The 22381-nt window shown below is 47.3% G+C and carries 18 protein-coding genes; 4 read left to right on the forward strand and 14 right to left on the reverse strand.

All coding sequences use genetic code 11. The annotated features are described in order from the left end of the window. Window positions 1–53: 53 nt before the first annotated feature. The 11 genes from JOC33_RS02090 to JOC33_RS02140 all read right to left on the reverse strand — a co-directional run bounded on the left by JOC33_RS02090 (window position 54) and on the right by JOC33_RS02140 (window position 11817). Complete coding sequence (locus tag JOC33_RS02090) at window positions 54–812, reverse strand: sugar phosphate isomerase/epimerase family protein (RefSeq protein ID WP_205090493.1); 759 nt, start codon at window positions 810–812, stop codon at window positions 54–56. A 24-nt stretch (window positions 813–836) separates the two neighbouring features. After that, complete coding sequence (locus tag JOC33_RS02095; protein ID WP_205090494.1) at window positions 837–1913, reverse strand: Gfo/Idh/MocA family oxidoreductase; 1077 nt, start codon at window positions 1911–1913, stop codon at window positions 837–839. Between the two features lie 65 nt (window positions 1914–1978). Beyond that, window positions 1979–2950, reverse strand: coding sequence for an ROK family protein (locus JOC33_RS02100; RefSeq protein WP_205090495.1), 972 nt, complete (start codon window positions 2948–2950; stop codon window positions 1979–1981). Next, window positions 2947–3582 (reverse strand): D-sedoheptulose-7-phosphate isomerase, encoded by a 636-nt coding sequence (locus JOC33_RS02105; protein ID WP_205090497.1) that lies wholly within the window; start codon window positions 3580–3582, stop codon window positions 2947–2949. Before JOC33_RS02105 ends, JOC33_RS02100 begins: the two co-directional genes overlap by 4 nt. Before the next feature lie 18 nt (window positions 3583–3600). After that, window positions 3601–4404, reverse strand: a complete 804-nt coding sequence (locus tag JOC33_RS02110; RefSeq protein ID WP_205090499.1) for a DeoR/GlpR family DNA-binding transcription regulator — start codon at window positions 4402–4404, stop codon at window positions 3601–3603. Window positions 4405–4422: 18 nt separating this feature from the next. Further along, the gene (locus JOC33_RS02115; RefSeq protein WP_205090501.1) at window positions 4423–5712 is read right to left on the reverse strand and encodes a four-carbon acid sugar kinase family protein; all 1290 of its coding nucleotides are present in this window, start codon (window positions 5710–5712) and stop codon (window positions 4423–4425) included. Then, the gene (locus JOC33_RS02120) at window positions 5709–6371 is read right to left on the reverse strand and encodes a class II aldolase/adducin family protein (RefSeq protein ID WP_205090503.1); all 663 of its coding nucleotides are present in this window, start codon (window positions 6369–6371) and stop codon (window positions 5709–5711) included. The genes JOC33_RS02115 and JOC33_RS02120 overlap by 4 nt, the downstream gene beginning before the upstream one ends. A gap of 10 nt (window positions 6372–6381) precedes the next feature. Beyond that, window positions 6382–8412, reverse strand: coding sequence for a YyaL domain-containing protein (locus JOC33_RS02125; RefSeq protein WP_205090506.1), 2031 nt, complete (start codon window positions 8410–8412; stop codon window positions 6382–6384). Between the two features lie 305 nt (window positions 8413–8717). Further along, window positions 8718–9641 carry a class II fructose-bisphosphate aldolase gene (locus JOC33_RS02130; protein ID WP_205090508.1) on the reverse strand — a complete coding sequence of 308 codons (924 nt, stop codon included), beginning with the start codon at window positions 9639–9641 and terminating at the stop codon, window positions 8718–8720. 23 nt (window positions 9642–9664) lie between these two features. After that, window positions 9665–11152 (reverse strand): FGGY-family carbohydrate kinase, encoded by a 1488-nt coding sequence (locus JOC33_RS02135; RefSeq protein WP_205090509.1) that lies wholly within the window; start codon window positions 11150–11152, stop codon window positions 9665–9667. Beyond that, a complete protein-coding gene (locus tag JOC33_RS02140) occupies window positions 11149–11817 on the reverse strand; it encodes an aspartate/glutamate racemase family protein (protein ID WP_205090511.1) in 669 nt (222 codons plus the stop codon). The genes JOC33_RS02135 and JOC33_RS02140 overlap by 4 nt, the downstream gene beginning before the upstream one ends. A gap of 212 nt (window positions 11818–12029) precedes the next feature. Here JOC33_RS02140 and JOC33_RS02145 point away from each other — a divergent pair, with 212 nt between their 5' ends. Both JOC33_RS02145 and JOC33_RS02150 read left to right on the forward strand, forming a co-directional pair. Beyond that, the gene (locus JOC33_RS02145) at window positions 12030–12524 is read left to right on the forward strand and encodes a GNAT family N-acetyltransferase (RefSeq protein ID WP_205090513.1); all 495 of its coding nucleotides are present in this window, start codon (window positions 12030–12032) and stop codon (window positions 12522–12524) included. Between the two features lie 18 nt (window positions 12525–12542). Then, window positions 12543–14426 (forward strand): family 20 glycosylhydrolase, encoded by a 1884-nt coding sequence (locus tag JOC33_RS02150; RefSeq protein ID WP_205090515.1) that lies wholly within the window; start codon window positions 12543–12545, stop codon window positions 14424–14426. A 244-nt stretch (window positions 14427–14670) separates the two neighbouring features. Here JOC33_RS02150 and JOC33_RS02155 read toward each other — a convergent pair whose 3' ends face one another. Both JOC33_RS02155 and betC read right to left on the reverse strand, forming a co-directional pair. Continuing rightward, window positions 14671–15630 carry a formylglycine-generating enzyme family protein gene (locus JOC33_RS02155; RefSeq protein ID WP_205090517.1) on the reverse strand — a complete coding sequence of 320 codons (960 nt, stop codon included), beginning with the start codon at window positions 15628–15630 and terminating at the stop codon, window positions 14671–14673. A 15-nt stretch (window positions 15631–15645) separates the two neighbouring features. Beyond that, window positions 15646–17100, reverse strand: coding sequence for a choline-sulfatase (betC, locus tag JOC33_RS02160; RefSeq protein WP_205090518.1), 1455 nt, complete (start codon window positions 17098–17100; stop codon window positions 15646–15648). A 232-nt stretch (window positions 17101–17332) separates the two neighbouring features. Here betC and kduD point away from each other — a divergent pair, with 232 nt between their 5' ends. Beyond that, complete coding sequence (gene kduD / locus JOC33_RS02165) at window positions 17333–18088, forward strand: 2-dehydro-3-deoxy-D-gluconate 5-dehydrogenase KduD (protein ID WP_205090519.1); 756 nt, start codon at window positions 17333–17335, stop codon at window positions 18086–18088. 180 nt (window positions 18089–18268) lie between these two features. Here kduD and JOC33_RS02170 read toward each other — a convergent pair whose 3' ends face one another. Next, a complete protein-coding gene (locus JOC33_RS02170; RefSeq protein WP_205090520.1) occupies window positions 18269–21367 on the reverse strand; it encodes a chitobiase/beta-hexosaminidase C-terminal domain-containing protein in 3099 nt (1032 codons plus the stop codon). A 251-nt stretch (window positions 21368–21618) separates the two neighbouring features. On the opposite strand from JOC33_RS02170, the gene JOC33_RS02175 reads away from it, so the two are divergent. Continuing rightward, window positions 21619–22380, forward strand: a complete 762-nt coding sequence (locus JOC33_RS02175; protein ID WP_205090521.1) for a sporulation protein — start codon at window positions 21619–21621, stop codon at window positions 22378–22380. Window position 22381 lies beyond the last annotated feature (1 nt).

A 22381-nucleotide genomic window follows, 5' to 3' on the forward strand; every position in this document is an offset into this window, starting at 1 on the left:
ATTGCGAATTAACGGGAACGTTCCCATTATTAGGAAAAAATTAAAGGTCGTTATTACTTCTCTATTATTTGAAGGAGACTGTCTAAATTGGCCGCAGCAAGCTCCATCGGATCGCCTTCGAAATCCTCTTGTTCAATGACAAACCAATCAACACCGTTTCCTTTACCTACCTGAACATAATCATTCAGATCAAGCTCTCCGGCACCGATGGTAGTGCTCACTTTTTTATCTCCTTTAGTAGCCAGGTCCTTCAGGTGGAGAGAAAGGCAGCGGTCAGCGTATTTATTCATAAGATCGCGCGGGTCATATCCGGCATACTCCGCCCAGAAACAGTCCAGTTCCATTTTCACAAGGGCTGAATCGGTGTTTTCAAACAACAGATCAAAACCTGTTGTTCCATCAAAGGTCTCGAATTCAAAGTCATGGTTATGATATCCAAACGTAAATCCTGCTTGTCTGCATTTTTCGCCGATTTCGTTCAACGTGTCAGCCGTTTTCAAATATTCCTCCCGGGAGCTTCTCATTTCCTTTGGTAATGCCGGGCAGATGATCAGGTTGTTCCCGATCGTTTCCTGCTGGCGAAGCGTCTTTTCGAAATTATCTCCCAGAAGAAGATCGATACCTACATGGGCTCCTGCAGGCTTCATTCCTTTTTCGTCTAAAGCGGACCTGATTTCCTCCGGAGTGAATGTGAAAAATCCTGCAAACTGGACGCTTTTATAACCGAAATCACCCAGCTGACGTAATGTTCCTGGTAAATCCTTTTCTGCCTGTTCTCTGACTGAAAATAATTGCAATCCGATATTTTCCATCTGGATTCCCTCATTTCTACAGATTTAGAATTTTTTATGCATATCAAGCAGTTCCGGACGTTGGACCGTACCTTCAAGCGGGTAGTGCCTTCCTTCATTTGACGCGATATGGATACCGTGCATGATTTCAAGGACATGGAAGGTCAAATCACTGTTTGCCCGGTGCGGCCTGTCCTCGATAATCGACTCTGCCATATCCGCAAGGCCGATGCCACGGCTGTTTTCTGTATAGCCATGGGTAAGCGGGACGTCATGGAACTCTTTCTCTTCTTTTCTGCGGAATTTGACCGGACCGCCGAAAGTATTCGGGTCTGGGACGCTGAGTGTACCTGTTTCCCCATAAATCTCTATTCGCGGCAGATTATTCCCCCAGGAATCGAAACTGGTTACCAGTGATGCTACTGCTCCGCTTTCGAAGTCGAGGACACCTGCGATGTGGGTCGGAATCGCTACCGGTATTTTCCTGCCTGTCGGTGTTTCCCGTTCCTCAAATGATGTGCTTGCTGATCCGGTCACTCGTTTCACCGTTCCCATCATTGTAATCAGGGCTGTTAAATAATACGGTCCCATATCAAACATCGGCCCGCCTCCGACCTGATAAAAGAAATCCGGATTCGGATGCCATGCTTCGACACCGCTGCTCATGAAAAAGGCATTTGCGGCGACGGGACGGCCGATCCATCCATCTTCGACCAGCTTGATGCATGTCTGAATACCTCCGCCGAGAAATGTATCCGGGGCACCGCCTACTTTCAGTCCTTTTGCTTTTGCCGTTTCAGCGACTTTCCGGCCATCCTCCAGCGAAATGGCGAGTGGTTTTTCCACATATACGTGCTTTCCAGCCTCCAGCGCCTGCAGGCTTACTTCACCGTGTACGGCTGGAATCGTCAAATTCAGGACGATGTCAATGGCCTCGTCGGCAAGAAGTTCTTCCACCGTGTATGCTTTCGGCACGGAAAACTCCTCTGCTTTTGCACGCGCTTTGTCCATATCCAAATCGGAAACAGCATAGATTTCGAGTGACTGGAAATGCTGACAGTTTGTCAGGTAAATCGTGCTGATATTTCCGCACCCGATGACACCTACTTTCAATTTACTCACTGGTTATGTACCTCCTTGAATTGCATCCTTTAAATTGAGACCGCTTTCAAAAATGGTTCCTATTTTTACCTGTTTTCTAAGGCCAGTAAAGCTACAGAAAAGCTTGCATAATCACCGATGCTTTCTCCAAGTCCTGTCGGTGTTATTTCACAGACAGAAAGGGAAAGGTCGATTGTTTCTTTTTTCAATTCTTCGTAAAGAAGCGGTTCCAGTAATTCCTGCTGGCGTCCGTAAATGCTGCCGATAATCACTTTTTCCGGGTTCAAGATATCAATCAGTGTAGACACACCTCTGCCCAGCTGTTTTCCTACTATATGAAATACTTCAAGTGCAGTCTTATCGCCTTCATTGGCAGCCATAGCGACTTTTTTTGCTGTTATAGCTTCGAGCTCATCTTTCGTCTGGCAGTAAGATGGAGCGTTCCCCTCAGCAATCGCCTGTTCCGCTTTTTGAATGGCGAGCCTTGCGATTCCTCCCCCGCTGCAGTAGCCTTCAAAGGAACCTGCCTTGCCAAAGCCGACTGGTCCATCATTTTCTAACCGGATATGTCCGACTTCACCAGCCAGGTCATTCGTTCCGGAATATAACCTGCCATCCAGAATCAGCCCGGCCCCCATACCAGTTCCGAAGGTAAGGAAAATCATATTGGATGTTCCCTTCCCTGCTCCCCAGCGCCACTCTGCCATCGCACCTGCGTTGGCGTCATTTTGAAGAGCGACAGGAGTGTCAAACCTTTTTTCTAACCTGGATACAATCTCAATGTTATCCCAGCCAGGAAGGTTTGGAGGGGACAGGATGACGCCCTTTCTGCTGTTAAGCGGCCCGCCACAGCTGATTCCGATTGCTTCAACCTTATTCGCATCATGTTCAGTCATGATGTCTTCCAGTATTTCTGATAGACGATCGATGACTTCATATGGGGTTCCAGAAGTAGGAAATTCTCTTCTCGTGAGAATATTCAGTCCTTCCTCACTCCATTCCGCCAGTGACGCAGCGCATTTTGTTCCTCCAATGTCCATTCCAGCAAGCAGCTTCATGATCCGAAAAACTCCTTTTCCAACAGAATACAGAGGGCATGATAAATTGGCAGGTGGCGTTCCTGTATATCCAGGGTTTCCTGCCATGGCACACGGATGGTCACATCGCATAAGTCTTTCATTTTCCCGCCACTTTCGCCGGTCAACCCTACGGTAGTCAGTCCCATCGCTTTCGCAACTTTCATGGCATTGACTACATTTCTGGAATTTCCGGATGTACTGATTCCGAGAACGACGTCGTGCTCTTCTCCATAACCATAGACCTGCTGGGCAAATACCATATCAGGAGAAACATCGTTATTGAATGCGGTACTTAATGCGGCATGGCTCGCAAGGGAGATTGCGGGCAGTGCCTCCTGCAGGTGATCTGCCATAAACTCCCCGTCTTCAGGGAAATCTGCCGCTAATTTTTCCCTGAAGGAGGAAGTGACCGGCCGTTTCAAGGCGAAACCTTTCATCAGTTCGCCGACAATATGATCACAATCCGCGGCACTTCCGCCGTTTCCACATAACAATAACTTGCCGCTATTTTGATAACTGGAAATCAAAAGCTGTGCCGTGCGTTCGATATCCTTCCTGCATCCCTCAAGGTCATTGTATTTATCGATCAGTCTGGTTATTTCCTTATCCATAGAACCCCTCCTTCACCATCAACTGCTTTCTTCAAAGACTGCCAGTTCATCAGCGACTGGTGTGACGATCACTTCGATACCAGCTTCCTTGATTTGTTTCAGGATGTCCTTGTCAACCAGGTCGCTGGTTACAAGAATATCGACGTCCTTGAACTGGGCAAACGAAACTAGACCTTCTTTATTGAATTTACTGTGATCGGCAAGGATCACAATTTTATTCCCGGCATCGACCATCGCCCCTTTGACGGCCGCTTCATACAAATCAAAGCTTGTGAACCCCCGTTTCGGCGAAATGCCGGACGTACCGAGAAAGGTATAAGCAGCATTGTATTTGGCAAGCTCTGCTTCCGCCTGCGGTCCTACCATACTCATCGTCTTTTTCCTAAGCTTCCCGCCGAGCACGAATACGTCGGTATCATTCTTGCTGCACTCTTCTGCAATATTGAGGGCATTGGATATGACCATAAGTCCTGACCGATCCTGAAGGTTACGTGACAGGTGCCATGTCGTCGTCCCGGCATCAATGATGATGATCTGTTCATCTTCAACAAGCTCCCCGGCTTTTTCACCAATCAGTTTTTTCTCTTTATAATGTTTCTGCTGCCGCTCTTCCACTGGCGCCGGGTCAAACTTTTTCAGCTCTTCGACAAGGATGGCACCGCCGTAATTTTTTTTGACGAGCCCATCCTTTTCCAGCTTGCTCAAATCACGTCGAATCGTTTCTTCGGAGACGCTGAATTCCTTAGCGAGGTCTGATGCCTTTACACTTCTTTTTTCTGCGAGTATCGCCTTAATTTTATTTCTTCTTTCATCTACAATCATTTTTCTGCCCCCTTTCTCCTATTCGGACAAATGATCAAAAGCAAGCTCAATGAAATCCGGGGAACCGAAGCTGCCGGACTTCAGCACGAACAAATATGGAGGAGTCTTATGGGAGAGACAGGACGGAACGCCGGGCTGGATCTCTTTCCAGATCCTTATTCCTTTGATGCCAAGGGCCTGGCAAACTTTTGCAGATGTATCGCCTCCGGCTATTACGAACCTTCGCTGCCCTGTCCTTTCCAATACGTTTAATGTGATTTCCGCAATCTGATCGGAAATGAGCCTGGAAACTGCCGTGTTATCATACCCCTGCTTTAACCCATCTTCCTTGGTCTCCCGGACTTTCTCCGGGTCATTACTGGAATGGAGGATAACATGATGCCCTTGCACCATTTTAGTGGTAATTGCTTCCTTCAATTCTGAAATGACCGTATCAGGATCTGCATGTCTCAGGAAAGAAAGAGTATCAAATTCTACCGTATGAAAGCCTTGTTCTTTCATGTAGGCAACCTGCCCGATCGTCTGCGGTGTCAGGCTGCCTGCAGCACAAAACAATCCTTTTCCTTCCATCCATTCAGGAAATGGAAGCTCATTATCCCCTTTACTTTCTTTCGCTTTCACCTTCGGGATTTCCTCTCCAAGTGCCGAACTTCCACACAGGATTTTTTCATCCTGGACAGCAAAGGCGATCTTTGCAAGGTCCTCCTGGCTGGTCACATCCAATATCAGGTAGTTGACCTCACCGCTATTTTTCACCCGGCGGATTTCATCACGAAGCACTTCCCGCCCCTGACTGAGCACGTTGTGGTGAAGCGCGCCTACTTTTCTCTCAGTCTGGTTTTTTAAGATTTCCGTCAAATCAGATTCTGTCATCGGATGGACAGGATCATTTTTGAACTGGGAGGATGCAAGTGCCGTACCATTTACGTAATGAATCGAGTTTTCAGTAAGCCGGCCATTTTTGGGAAAACCGACGACCACTACCGCGAATTCTTCCTCCAGCGCATCCAGCATCGCATCGAATTCCGCTCCGATATTTCCTCTGAACACCGAGCATGTTTTATTGAAAAACTGATACGCCCCAGCTTTTTGCATCGATTTTGTCGCCTGAAACACTTTTTCATAAGCGGTCCTGGCGTCATCCAGCCTGCTGTCCGTATCAAAAATCAATACGTCCGGGCGGTCAGCCAGTATTTCATCGAGGACATTCCGGGAAAAGCTGTGAACATCCGCACTGTACCCGGACGAACGGAACATCACGCCGATATCGTTCGAGCCGGTAATATCGTCTGCAATGACACCAATCATGAGCCCTCCCACCTCCTTCGCGGTTTATAGCCTGCATGGTGCAGAAACTCGTGGACTTTATAATAAGGGAGTTTATTCAAATCAATACCTGCCGATTTTGCCTCCACCAGCATTTTGCTGGCGAACTCCAGTGTCTGAAGCGCCATCCGTGCCTCCTTGATCGATTCATCGAAAACCAGCACGCCGTGGTTCTCGAGCAGAAGGACATTCGCCTTCTCGGCATGTTTCTCCACCGCTTTTCCGAGAGCCTCTGAACCCGGATGCTCATATGGCACACGTTCGACCCGTTCTAGATAATACATCGACTCGACAAACAATTCTGAGGGGATTGCTATATCCGAGCACGCAATCAGCGTACTGTAAAACGGCGATGCGTGCAGGACCGCTGTTATTTCCGGTCGCCTGCTGTATATCGCTGTATGCATCGGAACTTCTTTTGACGGCTTCTTATCTGACGTGGCGTTACTTCCGGAGAGGGAGCAGGCAACAAAATCATCGCCACCGAGTTCTCCCATATAAGTGCCACTTGCCGTTATCAAAAATTCGTTTTCTGATGAACGTGCGCTGATGTTGCCGGCATTGCCCCAGGCAAGGTCATTATCCATCATGTATTTCCCGACTTCCTGAAGCTGTGTGATCAATCCTGCTTCTTCACTCATATCTGCCACCTCACAATTTCAAATCCCCGGCAAATTCTGCTGCTTCCTGGGCAGCGTAAAGAATGACACCGACGGACCAGGCATGAGATAAAGTAAGCAGCATTCCTTTTGGCTGAAAGCAGTTTGTATTGTAGTAACGTTCTGTGACCATGCCTTTATATGCATTGAAATCTCCGTCTTCTCTTGCAATACATTGGAGGAAACAGGCAAGATTGTCCCGGGTACGGTCTAGATAATAGTCATCTTCAGTATACTTCCACAGCCGGAGCATTTCCGGAACGCAGAACAACCCATAATTATGAAGATGCTGGTTGGATGGCGATGCCTGATCTGCCCCGCGGGAACGGAAGTCCAGCTGATTCAGCATCGTGAATTCAGGAAAAGCAAGGTTATATGTCCACCGGAAGGTCATCATCCAATCGGCTGCATGCCTGGCCAGTTCAAGCCACTTAACATCTTTGTCGTTTTCATATAACAATACATAAGCAACAACGGCGTTATAGGCGTCTTCTGAAGTCGGTGTCAGATGAACATCCTCCGGAGCTCCGTAAATGAATTCCTCCCGGAGGAATTTTTCATAATAAGCCCCTGCTTTAACCCCAGCCTGCAGGTAGCTTTCATTCTCAAAATAACGTGCACCTTCAAGTAAGGCAGCAATCCACAGAACACCACCGGCACCGTCCCATTCTTCTACCTCACCGGTTTCCGAATGGTAATAGGATCCGAAATTCCCATCACCCCGCTGGCATTTCACCGCGAAATCAAGGTTCGCCCGGGCTGCTTTTTCCCAGTCAGGGTGTGACTGATTATGGGTACGTTCAAAGGTAAGTGCACGGGTCATGAACAATGTCGCTTCCGACACGGTTCTCGCCTGCAGCCATTTATTGTTTGGATTCCAGCCGGTACCCCAGCCTTTGCCAACCTTCCACTCAGCCCAGAAAATGCCTATCGGAGAAAGCCCCTCTGCGATCTTGTCCATGACATTTACAGAAGCCTCCGTATAGGAAGGAATTTGTTTATTTCGGCCATAAGTCATCAAAGCGTACGCATATTGGGCACCGCTTACCCAGCCGACATGCATATGGGGACGGTCGCCCTGCCCGCCGACATTACCATTGAATTCACGGTCGAATGCCGCCGTTTCCTTTAAAATGTGATGCTCCTCATCATAATGCCATTCATGAAGGCCATGTGCGGTCAGTTCGGCCGCTTTTTCCAGGTCCACCCATGGATTCAGGGGATAATCGCTTTGGTGCTCCCGGTAAAGCTCTCTGACGAACGGATCGTAGCTATGTAGATCAGGACTTCCTGTGTAGATTTTATAGGAAACCGTCACTTGCTCACCGTTTTTCCAGGTGTGGTTCAGGCAATCCGCCGGATGAGGATCAACCGGACTATGGAAAGTAATCGGCTCTTCCCGATACGGATAATTCAGCCAGATTGCCGTACCATCGGCATTCCCCTGAAAACCTAAACCACTCAGACCAAGGTCTGACACTTCCTCTGTAAACAAAGCACCACATAGCTGCTCATTCCAGGCAAAAACAGCCGGAAGAGCTGCCCGGTCGGATCTAAACGCCCAGTAGTCAGACTCGAGGGCATCGACATCGCCACCTGCATAGTCGTAGCGCGGGTACATACGCGTGTTGTGGGAGAAGCGGTTTTCCTTATAAAAAGCACCAGGAATCATCCATGTCGGCTGCCCGCCTCCAAGGAGGTCGCAGCGGATTTGGATGCCTGTTTCAAGTCCATCTTCACCGATATATTCCACTTTCATTTTCACATCCACATAGGAACAGGATTTGTCCCTTTCCGTAAGAATAGCTTCTACACGAAAGTGCGCGGATTGTCCTGTCAGCAGCAGGCCATTTTCCACTTCCTGGACATTTGCGATGCTTACATGTTCATTTTCCTCCAGGCTTGTAGTCTGGAGAAGTGAACGAAGCTTAAGCCCCGCGTTTTTCCCGTCCAGAAAAGTTGGGGAGAACGTCAACTCATAACCTGCTTCTTCTGTCTGCTGGATGTATGTTCTGGTTTCCATTTCGTATTCCTCCCAGCGAAATTGCTTTATTGATTACTGCATTGTACCAAAAGCGTAAGCGCCTTGCTCGCCCCCGACAAGCTTAAGACGAGCCTCGCCGTGACGCTTTCTGTCACAGAGAGGATTGGCTTAAGACCTCGAGGGGGTAGGCGCTGAAGCTGGATGTACCAAAAGCGTAAGCGCCTTGCTCGCCCCTGACAAGCTTAAGACGAGCCTCGCCGTGACGCTTTCTGTCACAGAGAGGATTGGCTTAAGACCTCGAGGGGGCAGGAGCTGAAGCTAGCGTAATCCACAGTCGTTACTTTTTATTCATACTGGAAGCTGTCTGCTTTATCGGAGCTTTGGACGAAATTATCCATCTTATCAATGACCGTCGCCTCCACAGCTTCAAGAGCGCGCGCCTTTTCATCAGCAGGCAGGTCCTTACATTCCTGGTTAGTCATTCTTTCTTCCCTGCCCAGGGCTTCCAAAAAGCTGACTTCAAGATCGGTCGCGATGTTCACCTTACTTACACCGCCATCTTCCAAACGCATTGCACCCTGCATCATTTCTGCCGGGACTCCTGAACCTCCATGAAGCACCAAATGAACGGGTGTCAATTTACGGATTGCGCGCAAGCGGTCCAAGTCGATCTTCGGCTGGCGTGTTTTATAAACCCCATGGGCCGTTCCGACCGATACTGCCAATGCGTCCGCTTTTGTTTCATTGACAAATTGCAGCGCTTCTTCCGGGTCTGTATACAACTCTTCATCCTTATCGGTTTCGATGAAATCAGTCGTTCCAATCTGCCCAAGCTCCGCCTCGACAGAAACACCTTTGGAATGGGCGTAATCTGCCGCTTCCTTACTTATTTCGATATTCTTATCCAGTGGATGCTCGGAAGCATCAATCATCACAGACGTGAATCCTGCTTCAATTGCTTCCTTAATTACACTCAAATCCTTGGTATGATCAAGGTGCAGCACAGTTGGAACCGTGATTTTTTCATCCTCCATCGCCTGATAAAAAGCTTCGCCGACTTCCTTCGGTGTAATATGATAGCGGTTCAATTCCTTCTGGGAAATCTGCACGATCATCGGTGATTGGCGCTTTTGACCTGCCCGTAAAATCGCAGGAATCATATCTGTATATCTGGCAGCAAAGGAGCCGATGGCATAACTGCCTTTTTCTGCTTCCTCCAGTGCTTTTTTCAATGTCACAACGTTTTTGAATTCTACTTTCTTTGTCATTTACATATCTCCTTTTATTTGGGTTACCGGGTTGTCCGGTAAAAGTTTCGAAGCGGCTGCTGCAGCGGCAGGTACCCTTCCTCAAAAATCCGGCTATAACGACGATGGTTATCTTCATCTGGAGTCACTTGTTTCCGCCTCGTTTCCCTGACGATATCAAGGACTTCTTCCGTATTCTCATACAGCCCGCAGCCTCTCCCCGCTACCAGAGCTGCTCCAAGCAGGGTCACTTCTGATATTTCAGGAATCGTCAGTTTACAATTGGTGACATCGGCTTTAATCTGCATCCACGTTTTGTTGTTGGTACCTCCGCCAACGCTGATCAACCGGGAGACTTCCCCGAGATCCATCTCCATTGCCGCTTTTTTCATATAATTCAGTTCGTAGGCGGTCCCTTCAAGCAGTGCTTTATAGAGGTCCCCTTTTCCATGAGATGCTCTCAAACCGATAAACGCACCTTTTGCATCCGGATCAGGGGCAGGCGAACCGCTGCCGGCTAAATACGGGTAATAAAGAATTCCGGTCGGCGTCTGGTCTCCCTGGTCAATCAGCTGCTCCATCGCTTCATAGGAAATCATCTCCTGATTAGAAAATTGGTCGCGCAGCCATTCCACCGAACCTCCGGAAGACTGGATGCCACCCATCCAAAAATACTTCCCTGGAATGACATGGCAGCCAAAATTGAAGCCCGACTGGTATTCCGCTTCACCTAATTCCCGTTCCGATATGGAGCCGACTAATGCTTCTGCCGTTCCGATCGAATTGAGCGTTACACCAGGGTCGGCCACTCCTGCTGCTAGCATCGTGCAGACATGGTCATGGCCGGAAACTGCGACAGGGATACCTTGTTCCACCACATTTCCAGCAGATGTATTGCCCACCGGATTCCCGCTCGGCAGTGCATCCGGGAAAACACCATCCGGAAGATTGAATTGCTCTATTAATGGGGTATTCCATGTTTTTTTATCAATCTGGAAAGCGAACGTCCTTGCGGCAAGCGTGTAATCGGTTGCAATTTCTCCTGTCAGCTTATAGGCGATATAGTCTGATGTCGACACCCACACCATATTCTCCGTGATACCGGTGCCGTTTTCTTTCAGCCATAACAGCTTCGCGAGACCATGTTTGTAGCTGTTATGAAGGCCGGTCTTTTGAAACTGTGCGAGAGGATCGATGGTTTCTCCAATCCTTGCTGAAATGGCTTCGGTCCGCCGGTCAAACCAGGGAATGATGTGTGAGTTCGCTTTCCCGGTGCTTCTGTCCAATAAAACCCCACTCTCTGCCATACTCGTTACACCAATGGCAGCTATTGTTTCATCGTAAGCGCTTGTGGCTTCCTGAATGGCCCTCGTCGTTATTTCCCACATCTCTTCCGGATTATAATAGGAATGGCCCGACTGATCCCGGTGGACGATATTTTTTTGAATCGACAGCTTTATCAGCGAGCCGTTTTCACGGAAAAGGCCTGCTTTAATATGGGTGGTACCGATATCGATGCCGAGCAGGCTCATCCGTAAACCCTTTCAACCGTCGCCTGCACACTCTCCATACCTAAAAGCGGGCTGGAAAGGAATTTTTTCTGCTTATCGGCCGGGAGCGTTTCGACCACTTTTGCCATAGACGCCTGGGCGAGTACCACGACATCCACTTCCTCTGCAAATTGCGAAAGCACCTCCGCAAGCACGCGATCATGACCTTCCTTATCGCCTTCCGTCAGCCTCTGATATGCTTCATCGGCGAGTTTCTCGTGAAGCTCGATATTTTTCCCGAGCTCTTGTGCCTTTTCTTCCAATAGCCGCTTTGTCGGGGCTAAGGTGGTGAAGAGGGTTGCGACAACACCGATTTTGCTGCCTGATCGGATTGCTTCCTCCGCCATCGCTTCATCGATGCGTACGACCGGAATCGACACTTTTTCCTTCATCTCTTGAACGACTTCTCCAACAGAGGAACACGCATTTAAAATCACGTCGGCTCCTGTTTCTTCGGCAAAAGCCGCATATTGCACCAGCCGGTTTCTTACCTTGCTGATATCTCCCTCTGTTTCAATAAGTTGCGGTAAAATGGAATCATCAACGAAATTGTGTACTTTAAAGCCTGGAAGTTTTTCCGCGGCGAGTTTTTTTAACGGCTCCACTGTCACAGGGGTGGTATGAAGAATCGCAATTTTTTTATTCATGGACACGACTCCTTTTGTCAGCTTTTTGTGTAGTTTTGTGATTTTTAGTGGTTTTTTGTGATTTATTCCATTATGAATTAACTAAAACCACACGTCAACAAGACGACACAATTTTCGAAACATTTTAGCCGATTTTTTTGTATTGGGGCTATACGGTCATATGAAAAGTTGATAAAGTTAACAGTTAATAAAAGAATGAAGGAGGTTTTAGCATGGATACAGACATGCTGGTGAAGCTTTATGATTTGGAAAAATATGAGCAAAAACACATCTCACAGCTAAAGCAGCTGGAGTCTGAAGGTATCGCCATTAAACGTGCCTTGCCGCTTGATAAACAGCTGATCGTCGCTTACATAAAAGAGCATTTCAACGATGGATGGGCCAATGAAGCAGAGGCTGCGCTATACAACCAGCCGGCATCATGCTTTATAGCGGTAAAAAATAATCAGGTTTGCGGGTTTGCCTGTTACGACGCAACAGCGAAAGGATACTTCGGCCCGCTCGGCGTCTCCAAGACATTAAGAGGCAAGGGAGTCGGTACACTTTTGACAAAAGAATGCCTGCTCGCAATGAAAGAGCAGGGATACGGCTACGGGATCATCGGCTGGGTGTCCGGAACGACCATCGATTATTATCATAAAAAATTCGGTGCGATCCCCATTGAGAATTCCCACCCCGGCGTGTATGCGAGGATGATCGATAAATAATCCAAGGAGGTTTTTTGTATGCGATTTCATTTACGAGGCGATATTTCAAGGTTAGCGAAGGGACTAGAACTTCTCACGATGGAACTCGATGTAAATTTCGAGGAAGGCGGCGTCCCCATCGAGATTATTCAGAGTAAAGGACCGATTGAAGTCTCTTACCAGGACGGACATGGCAAGATCACTTACGAGAAACCTATTCATTTTTACCGAGCCTTCGGGCTGTTTCTGGAACATTTCCAAAAAGGAAAAGCCTTTTCCGAGAAAGAAGTTCCCCAGTTCACGATGAACGGAATTATGCTTGATGTTTCCCGGAATGCAGTCATGAAAGTAGAGGAAGTCCACAGCCTGCTTCGTAAAATGGCCCTGATGGGACTCGACACCGTCATGCTTTATACCGAAGACACCTATGAAATCAAAGAATATCCGTACTTTGGCTATATGAGAGGCCGATATACCGAAGAAGAGCTGAAGGTATGCGATGATTACGCACACGCTCTTGGTATCGAGATGATTCCCTGCATTCAGACCCTTGCCCATTTGAAAGAAGCGTTAAAATGGAATTATGCCTCTGACATCCAAGATACAGACGATATACTTTTAGCCGGGGAAGAGAAAACATATCACTTCATCAAAGACATGATCACTTCCGCCAGTCGCCCTTTCCGCACTTCCAGGATACATATCGGAATGGACGAAGCCCATGCCCTCGGTTTAGGGAAATATTTAGAGAAAAATGGCTATCAGGACCGTTTCTCGATCATGAACGCACATTTAAAGGAAGTTGTCGCCATTACCGATGAACTTGAACTGCATCCAATGATTTGGAGCGACATGTATTTCCGGCTCGGTTCAAAGACAGGTGGCTATTACGACCTGGAAGCTGAAATCCCACAAGAAGTGATGGATGCAATTCCAGCAAACCTTCAGCTTGTTTACTGGGACTATTACCATACGGATGAAAACTTTTATCAGACATTTATCGAAAAACATCAGGAATTCGGGGCGGATCCGATTTTTGCCGGCGGCGTCTGGACATGGAACGGAATCGCGCCCAATTACGGCCTGGCACGTAAAACGACAGATGCCGCTCTTTCTGCTTGCAAGCAAACTGGTGTAAAGGAAGTATTTGCAACAATGTGGGGCGACAACGGGGCAGAAACACCAATGATGGCGGCAATCGCAGGCCTGCAATTGTTTGCCGAACACGGCTATTCCCGTGAAGTAGATCCCGTTCGGCTTGCTGAACGATTCCGTTTTTGCACTGGCGGGGAATGGGAAGATTTCCTATTGCTGAATGAATTCGACGAAACACCTGGTGTCATGGAAAACAACTTGAAAGAATCACACTCATCCAAATTCCTCCTCTGGCAGGATGTACTGATCGGTTTATATGATGCCAATATCGAAGGCTTGCCAATGAATGAGCATTATCAGCGTTTAACTCAGCGGCTTGAGGAAGCAAAAAAACGTAACCCAGGCTGGTCAACGTTGTTTGCTTTCTATCATCAGCTTGCAAAAGTACTAAGTGTAAAAGCAGAAATCGGCATTCACCTGAAAAAAGCATATGATGCGTTTGACAAGGATAAGATTGCGTCCATGGTGAAACAACTCGGTGATTTGCGGGAAGATGTAGAGGTCTTAAGACGTGCCCACCGGAAGTTATGGCTCGATACCAACAAGGCATTCGGCTGGGAAGTGCTGGACATCCGGTACGGCGGCGTGATTACCAGGCTTGACACTGCTGATGATCGGTTGACTGATTGGCTTGATGGAAACATTACAAAAATCGAAGAATTAGAAGAAGAAAGACTTTATCATGATGCACCTTGGAAAATGCCAGAAGGAGCCTTAGGCCGGAACGTCTATCATCGCATTGTGACGGCTTCCACTTTTTCCGGATAGCTGCAAATTGGTTAGTTGAAACACAAACTCGCCCGCACTTTTCGAGTTTGTGTTTCATGAATTAAAAGAAAAAAATTAAGCTCCACGGAGAAACCGTCTTTCTTCGTGGAGCTTTTCCTTTCTCCCCCCAGGAGCGAATGACCCTTCCCTTTCCGCGGACGAGCGCCCGAGCTTCCTCGGAGAGCAAAGAACACTTTCTTACGGGAACTTTCGTTTCTGCGGTTTCCGGTTGGCCCCAGCTTTTTTATCTATCCAAAACACAGCGGAATCCGGTGTTTCCTGTTGAACTGTCCGGCGTATTGGAGCTTCTTGCTGCGACGCGGTAACGGTTGCAGTAGGAATCGTGGCATAAATAAGACCCGCCGCGTATCACTTTCGCCGATCCCTTCTCCGGCCCTTTCGGATTGGTTGCGAATTTCTCATGTTGGCGCTGAAACCAGTCTGCGCACCATTCCCATACATTCCCAGACATCTCATAAAGTCCATAGCCATTTGGCGGGAAAGCTTTTACAGGTGCTGTTCCGATAAACCCATCATCTTCTGTATTATTCAACGGAAATTCACCCTGCCAGATATTGCACATATGCTTTCCATCGACAAGCAGATCATCACCCCAGGGGCACCTATTTTTTTCCAATCCGCCTCGTGCGGCGTATTCCCATTCTGCTTCTGTCGGCAGCCGCTTTCCTGCCCAGGCACAAAATGCCATTGCATCATTCCAGGAAACATGGATGACCGGATGATCCATCTTTGCTTCGATTGAGGAGTCCGGCCCTTCAGGATGGCGCCAGTCTGCTCCTTCTACAGCGAACCACCATGGTGTAGCCTGGAGCTGTCTGTCCTTTCTTTTCAAATCGGCCGGTAAAAAGAGATGGAACACGAACGACCAGTTAAACTTTTCAGCATCGGTAACATATCCGGTTTCTTCCACAAAGACTGCAAATTCCCTATTTGTCACAGCGTAGGAATCGATGGAGAAGGAATCTACAGTAACATCACGAACTGGCCCTTCCCCATCTGCCGGAAAGCCTTCCAAATCGTCCGTGCCCATTCGAAAAGTTCCGCCGTCGACATTGACCATTTTTTCTGTGAACCTGGTGGATGTTCCCTTCAACTTGTCAGCTTCAAAAGTTTGGACAACTGCGCCTTCTTTCCTTTCTCTGCTAGCCGCACAGCATGGTGAAATTTCTTTATTATTCTTCATGAAATATCATTCCTTCTAGTTATCTATTTTGTGATCCCACGAAGTTTTCTTACCTGTCCGCAGGGCGTCCGCTACAAGTATACGCTCTCTTTGGCTTCGAGTGATTTTTTCTCGAATTTCTTTCAGGTCAAAGTTATCCATGATACGATCGCTGAACTCATTCAGTACATGCTTATAATTTTTGTTTTCTGCCAGATTGTTTATCTCTTGCGGGTCTGTCTCCAAATCGAACAGAAGGGGATTATGCTCATGAACATGAACATACTTATACCGGCCTTTTCTCAGCATGACCATCGGCTGAATAGGGCCTTCCCCGTAATACTCGCAAATTGCTTCGTCTTTCCAATTATCGTCGTGTCCTTCCCTCAACAATTTCGCAAAACTGTCGCCATCCATTTCTGCTGTCCATTCGTCACGATCGGGGACATCGGCGAGCTCCATGATGGTCGCTGCCAAATCCACAAGGGATACCACCTTTTGGACGCGTTTGCCTTGCGGAAACATGCCGGGTCTCGATATAATCAGCGGAACTTTGGCAGCCGGGTCATAAAAAGTCCGTTTAAACCACATACCATGCTCTCCAAGCATTTCACCATGATCGCTTGTCACCATGATGATCGTGTTGTCCATCATTTCCAACCGCTCAAGTTCACGGACAATCTGCCCGACTTTATCATCAAAATAAGTCACCATACCATAATAAGCACGGCGGTTTTTATGTATTTCTTCCTCCGTCAGCTTACAAATATCACGTTCATGGTGCTTCTGTATCCACTGATTAAACGGATGCATGTCATCAAGCGGCCCTTCCGGAATCTCAGGCATCGGAATATCGGCATCTTCATACATTCGCCAGTATTCATCCGTAATGTGAAAAGGATCGTGAGGATGGAAATAAGAAGAGCACAGAAAGAACGGCCGTTGATTTTTCGTCCGTTTGAACGTACGGATTTGCTCTAGCGTGCGGTGAACGACTTTTTCATCATAATCAAGATTATTGTTGAGCTCAGAAACACCCGGGTTTTTTAAACGCTCCACCCCGGTTCCGTGGTTGTGGTAAACTCCTTCAGACCAGTCCGGTGTCAGGTCAAAGGCAGCTGTGTGGATTTCGGTCGTAACCCTTTTTTCAAATCCGTGAAGCTGATCCGGACCGACGAAGTGCATCTTTCCTGCCAAAACAGTTTCATAGCCCCCTCTCCTGAGATGATGCAGGAAAGTCGGTGTATCGGCAGAAAGCTCAGAGCCATTATCAAAAATTTCTATCTCACTTATGTGCTTCCCAGACACAAACGATGCTCGCGACGGCGCACAAATCGGCGAATTGCAATACGCATTATCAAAAGTAACCCCGCTCTCTACCAGGCGGTCGATGTTCGGCGTCTTTACCGCCGGATGTCCCAGAGCAGCCACAACGTCTGGGGCCATCTGATCGGCCATGATCAGGACAATATTTGGTTTATTTTCATTCATTCCTATCACTTCCCTATTAAAAATCCAGTATCCTCTTAAACTTCCTGTTAGTTTATTACTTATGGCAGGGCTAGTCAACGCTGCTTTCTAAAAATTCAAACAAATGGGTGGCAGATCTGCCATTTATACTAGTGTTTAGAAGTTTATAAGCCTTCCGTACCTTGTCATCAGACAGAGAAAGTATTAAGGTACATACTTCATTGTCAAATACATAGGAAGAGAAGGTGATAGGATGAAATTATTTGATCTGCACGGTAAAACAGCTCTAGTGACTGGGGGAAACCGTGGACTAGGCGGTGGCATGGCTGAAGGCTTGGCAGAAGCAGGCGCAGATATCGCGATTGTCCAAAGATCTGCAGAAGAAACAGAAGTTGCTCAATCTATCAGACAACTCGGCAGGAAATGCCAAACATTCTCCTTTGACCTGGCTGACTTTAATAAAATCTCCGAACTCGTTCAAAAAGTTGAAAAAGAGTTCGGACAGATTGATATTCTGGTAAACAACGCGGGTGTACAGCGACGCTCCCCTTCTGAAAGTTTTTCAGAACAAGACTGGGATTTAGTAATGGACGTTAACGCGAAGTCTGTATTTTTTCTATGTCAGGCTGTTGGCAGGAAAATGATCGAGCGAGGGTACGGGAAAATTATCAACATAGCCTCTTTGCTCTCTTTCCAGGGCGGATTAAATGTCCCTGCATACGCAGCAGGAAAAGGAGCCGTCGCACAGTTCACTAAATCTTTATCAAATGAATGGGCCTCCAAAAACGTCAATGTGAATGCTATCGCGCCTGGTTATATGAGTACAGATATGAACACAGCCCTAATCAATGACGACACAAGAAACAGGCAGATTTTAGAGAGGATCCCTGCTGGCCGGTGGGGAAAACCCGAAGATATGGCAGGAGCAGCCGTTTTTCTGGCTTCCCATGCCTCTGATTATGTTAATGGAGAAATAATAACGGTAGATGGTGGATGGATGGGCAGATAATGCTTTTATAATTAGAACGATGTGCCTGTCCACCTATGGCAAGCTTAAACGAAGCCATGCCGTTACGGCGTTTGTCACAGAGAAGACCGGCAAGGGCTAGCAATCCTATTAAAATATCACAGACGAGTAAACAGCCCTGCCGCATCCTTAACAGGAAATCGGCAGGGCTGTTTTTGCTATTTATTCTTTATTGGATTTTTTCGGGTGGATCTGAGCGATGACAGGGTCATGGTCGCTCGCCCGCCCATGTGCTTCGGAAAAGTCTGCATTGATATTCACCGTATCAATTTTCGTACGGTGAGCCAGATTGTTGGTGACCAGAATATGGTCAAGCACCTGGGAATTCCCCTGGTAAATATATGTGTACCGTTCATCTGCTGGAAGTTTTTCCATCATGTTCGTGAGAATGTCGCCTTCTAATAGCTCAATCGGCGCAGAGAATGGGAAATCATTCAAGTCACCGAGCACAACGACGTTTGCCTTTGGATCGACTTCCAGTACGTCCTGTACAAATCCATTAACAACTTCAGCCTGTTCCAGACGCTGTTCTTCGCTTCCCAGTACAACTGGGTGCTCTGCTCCAAACAAGGCGCCATCCCCGCCTTTTGAATTAAAATGGTTGGCAACTACAATCACTCGCTCCCCGTTAAACATGAATTCAGCTGCCAAAGGTTTTCTAGAATCCTCGAAAGCTTCGTTCGTTGGATCGATACGGCCAGGGTTCAAGGTCAAGCCATCTTCCCCATATTCTACAGCCGTCGTTGCTTCACCATCTGGCTTATCGGGCATACGGACCCGCTCAGGATTATAAAGGAAACCGACACGGATGTTTCCACCCGGCTGACCGCCATCTTCCTTGTTTTCAGGAGCAATGTCCGTAAACTTATAAGTTGGTCCGCCTGCTGCTTCAATGGCATCGATCAAAGTGCGGTAGCTTTCATCTGCTTCGACAGTGCCATCATCTGTCGGACCGCTGTTATCCTGCACTTCCACCAGTCCAATGATATCCGGTGCGTTCATATTATGGACCATTGTTTCAGCAATCCGCCCCACTTTTTCCGGGTCGGTTCCGGCATGGAAATTTTCCATGTTATACGTGGCTACCGTCATTTTCGGCTTCAATCCTTTTAACTTGGTAACTTCCGGTTCTGTACCTCCATCCTGGAGTTCAGGAAAATCGCCGGTCGGCCGGATTTTGAAATTGCTGTAATCATAACTGACCACGCCAGTAATGCTTCCTTCGAAATAATCACCAGTTTTAGCGGTCAGATCATATCCTTCGACGTCAATCAGCATCCGCTCCGGATTGTAGTCATCCGGGGAAATCAACAATCCGCCAGCATCTGTCCGCAGCTGATCTTCACTGGTTGTCACAAAAACCGGCAGTTCATCGTATTTGATGGGTCCGCTGACTGTTGCATCATTCAGCTGAATCAGCATTCCTTCCAGGCTTTCATAAAAATCCAATCCATCCACAGCCGGGTCAAATTCAGTCATAGCATCGTTTTCAATAATTTCTGTCGGCTGCACCCTGTCTTCTGCAACGACCACCGGTTCGGGAATTGCAGCACCTGTATCCGTAACCGTTACATCGGCAGCAGTGATTTGTGTCGTTAGGAGGTCTTCCGCATCATCATAGCCATCCTCCCGCCACTCCTTCACTTCCCCTGTCACCGATACAACATCGCCGAATTCCACTCCTGAGTTTCTTTTGTATACATAAATCCCTTCTGAGGTGGCGATATCGTCATCCGGAACCTGTGTCTGCATGTAGAACCCATCGTTGCCATCAAGTTTCGTGACAACTCCCTCAACATTTTCTACTTTATAGTTTTCATAAGGGGAGGTATGCCCTGCAGCCTGGATATCATGGATGTCCACTTCGTCCAATGGCTCAAGAATGGTGTAGTTGAATACCGCGACTTCACTCGTTTCTCCGTTGTTCCGGACAGCGACTGCCTTGATCGTCGTATCTGCTGTAAGTTCAATTGGTTGTTCATATAATGTACTTGCGGCCGTCGGTGTTGTTCCGTCAGTTGTGTATCGGATTTCTGCTTCTGGTTCATACGTTTTCAGTTCCACTTTTGTCCCCTCGAATACACCGCCGGACTCTGGGTCAGCTGTCACCGAAAATAAGACATCGATGACATCATCGGAATTTCTAGGGACCAGTTTATATTCACCATAACTGTATTCCACCACACCTTGGATGCGTTCATACGTTTCACCCGTTTCGAGTAAACCTTCCTGAACCGGAGTGATGGTAAATGTTCCGCTCGCGTCTTTCGCTGTGTAATCCCCGTATTGGTTAACATCTGTAATTTCAACATCGCGAACAGCTACGAATTCGCCTTCGATCGTTTCCCCATTTCCTTCAGAAAAATCAGTTGCTGTGACAGACTGGGGTTCGGGGACACCTTTCCCTGCCTCAACAACCTTTACATTTGCGGAAGAAGTAAGGATCTGCTGCATGCCATAGTAATCAGACATTTCCCCTTGCACTTCCACGACATCCCCCGGCTGCATATTCAAACCAGGTGCCCGGACAATAATCCCAGCTGTTTCGTCTTTTATGTAAAGGTTTGTCTGCCCTCCGGCTTCAAAGGAAGCAGTCGCTGTTCCTTTCACTCTAACTACCGAACCATTTTCAACGTCTCTTGCTTCTGCTATTGATTGCAGTTCAACCGGATCTGTTTCGGGCATTTCATAGATTCCCAGATAATCAAAGGTATCTTTTGCAAAACTGTCCCATTCGATAGAAGGATCAAAAGCATCCGAAGGTTCGGAATCACCTTCCGTAACATCTGCATTGCGCACCAATGTCACATCGATCCCAAACTCAGCCGTACTTCCAACCTGGCCAATGGAATCAACAATATCTTCCTGCTGTTTCAGGACCACGGCATCGTTTCCATTAAAATTGGTAACGCCACTGACTGCATCCGCAACCCCCTGGAGCTGCTCTCCTGCAGAGTTATGAACGACTACATAAACCTCCCCGCTTTCAAGCATTCCCGAGAGTGTAAACGTACTCGTAGTACTTGTACTACCATTTGAATATAGCTCTATCGTATACTGCGATAAATCGACAGGGCTGCCAGTCCCATTATAGATTTCCAGAGCTTTATTATAACCGCTACCCTCTACATACTCCGAAAATAGCAGATTGTCAGCTGGATCTTCAGCCTGAGCCGGCATGACCGGACCGGCCATTGTACCAAGCAGCATGACAAAAATAAGCATAAGGCTTAAGATTCGACTAGTAATGACTCTTTTCATGCACATAACCTCCATTTATACAAAATTTTGGTAAGTAAGCTTGCAACTTAAGTATAGAAGATTTTCAAAAAACCTCCTATTGATTTCCTGTAAAAAAGACAAGATAGGCCAAATATCACACCCCAGGAGAACCAGAAAATTCCACCCCGGGAGAACCAGTATTTGGGAGTTGCAACATCCGTTCATCGTAGAAAGAAATGTGAATCCTTTTCCTGTATAATTTCGTATAATCAAGGAGAGGAGGAGATAACATGTTTAAAAAACTATTAGCAAGTGTAGGCATTGGTGCTGCAAAGGTTGATACGCAATTAGAGAAGGATCAATTTGTGCCAGGTGAAGACGTTCACGGTAAAGTGGTCATAAAAGGCGGCGATGTGGAGCAATCCATCGATTCCATCCACATTTTTCTCATGACGGAAGCCATCCGTGAAGTGGATGACAGAAAAGTGAAAGAAAAAGTGGTGCTCGAGAAATATCCAATTTCCAATCAGTTGACTGTCAAAGAGGGAGAAACAAAAGAACTGCCATTTTCTATCAAACTTCCTTATCATGTGCCTGCCTCCCTTGGAAGACTTCCAATCTGGTTTGAAACTGGACTGGAGATTCCAATGGCTCTTGACCCCGAAGATAGAGATCCGATCAAAATAGCCCCGCACCCCTACATTAATAAAGTATTAGACGCATTGGAAAATAACCTGGGCTTTCACCTTAGAAAAGTGGAAATGGAAGCATCTAAACGCTTCGGATATGTGCAGGAATTCGAATTCACCCCGCGGGGAGAGTATCGCTCCTACTTAGATGAACTGGAAGTGATTTTCTTTTTACAGGAAAATCATGTCGATGTCATGCTTGAAGTAGACCGCCGTGCCCGAGGACTAGGAGGATTATTTGCTGAGGCATTAGAAATGGACGAAAGCCGGACGAAAGTCACGCTTACAAGCGGGGAACTGAATGGACCGTCAAGTGCTGTCGCACAGAAGCTGCAGCAAGCAATCGATCAATATAAAAAATAAC

This window comes from Thalassobacillus pellis (assembly GCF_016908295.1).
Classification (GTDB): domain Bacteria; phylum Bacillota; class Bacilli; order Bacillales; family Halobacillaceae; genus Thalassobacillus; species Thalassobacillus pellis.

Excerpts from the sequence above, each read along its gene's own strand:
- JOC33_RS02175 (WP_205090521.1), top strand. The coding sequence starts at position 21,619 with ATGTTTAAAAAACTATTAGCAAGTGTAGGCATTGGTGCTGCAAAGGTT.
- JOC33_RS02155 (WP_205090517.1), bottom strand. The coding sequence starts at position 15,630 with ATGAAGAATAATAAAGAAATTTCACCATGCTGTGCGGCTAGCAGAGAA.
- JOC33_RS02105 (WP_205090497.1), bottom strand. The coding sequence starts at position 3,582 with ATGGATAAGGAAATAACCAGACTGATCGATAAATACAATGACCTTGAG.
- JOC33_RS02100 (WP_205090495.1), bottom strand. The coding sequence starts at position 2,950 with ATGAAGCTGCTTGCTGGAATGGACATTGGAGGAACAAAATGCGCTGCG.
- JOC33_RS02120 (WP_205090503.1), bottom strand. The coding sequence starts at position 6,371 with ATGAGTGAAGAAGCAGGATTGATCACACAGCTTCAGGAAGTCGGGAAA.
- kduD (WP_205090519.1), top strand. The coding sequence starts at position 17,333 with ATGAAATTATTTGATCTGCACGGTAAAACAGCTCTAGTGACTGGGGGA.
- JOC33_RS02170 (WP_205090520.1), bottom strand. The coding sequence starts at position 21,367 with ATGAAAAGAGTCATTACTAGTCGAATCTTAAGCCTTATGCTTATTTTT.
- JOC33_RS02145 (WP_205090513.1), top strand. The coding sequence starts at position 12,030 with ATGGATACAGACATGCTGGTGAAGCTTTATGATTTGGAAAAATATGAG.
- JOC33_RS02125 (WP_205090506.1), bottom strand. The coding sequence starts at position 8,412 with ATGGAAACCAGAACATACATCCAGCAGACAGAAGAAGCAGGTTATGAG.
- JOC33_RS02115 (WP_205090501.1), bottom strand. The coding sequence starts at position 5,712 with ATGATTGGTGTCATTGCAGACGATATTACCGGCTCGAACGATATCGGC.
- JOC33_RS02135 (WP_205090509.1), bottom strand. The coding sequence starts at position 11,152 with ATGAGCCTGCTCGGCATCGATATCGGTACCACCCATATTAAAGCAGGC.
- JOC33_RS02150 (WP_205090515.1), top strand. The coding sequence starts at position 12,543 with ATGCGATTTCATTTACGAGGCGATATTTCAAGGTTAGCGAAGGGACTA.
- betC (WP_205090518.1), bottom strand. The coding sequence starts at position 17,100 with ATGAATGAAAATAAACCAAATATTGTCCTGATCATGGCCGATCAGATG.
- JOC33_RS02090 (WP_205090493.1), bottom strand. The coding sequence starts at position 812 with ATGGAAAATATCGGATTGCAATTATTTTCAGTCAGAGAACAGGCAGAA.
- JOC33_RS02140 (WP_205090511.1), bottom strand. The coding sequence starts at position 11,817 with ATGAATAAAAAAATTGCGATTCTTCATACCACCCCTGTGACAGTGGAG.
- JOC33_RS02110 (WP_205090499.1), bottom strand. The coding sequence starts at position 4,404 with ATGATTGTAGATGAAAGAAGAAATAAAATTAAGGCGATACTCGCAGAA.
- JOC33_RS02130 (WP_205090508.1), bottom strand. The coding sequence starts at position 9,641 with ATGACAAAGAAAGTAGAATTCAAAAACGTTGTGACATTGAAAAAAGCA.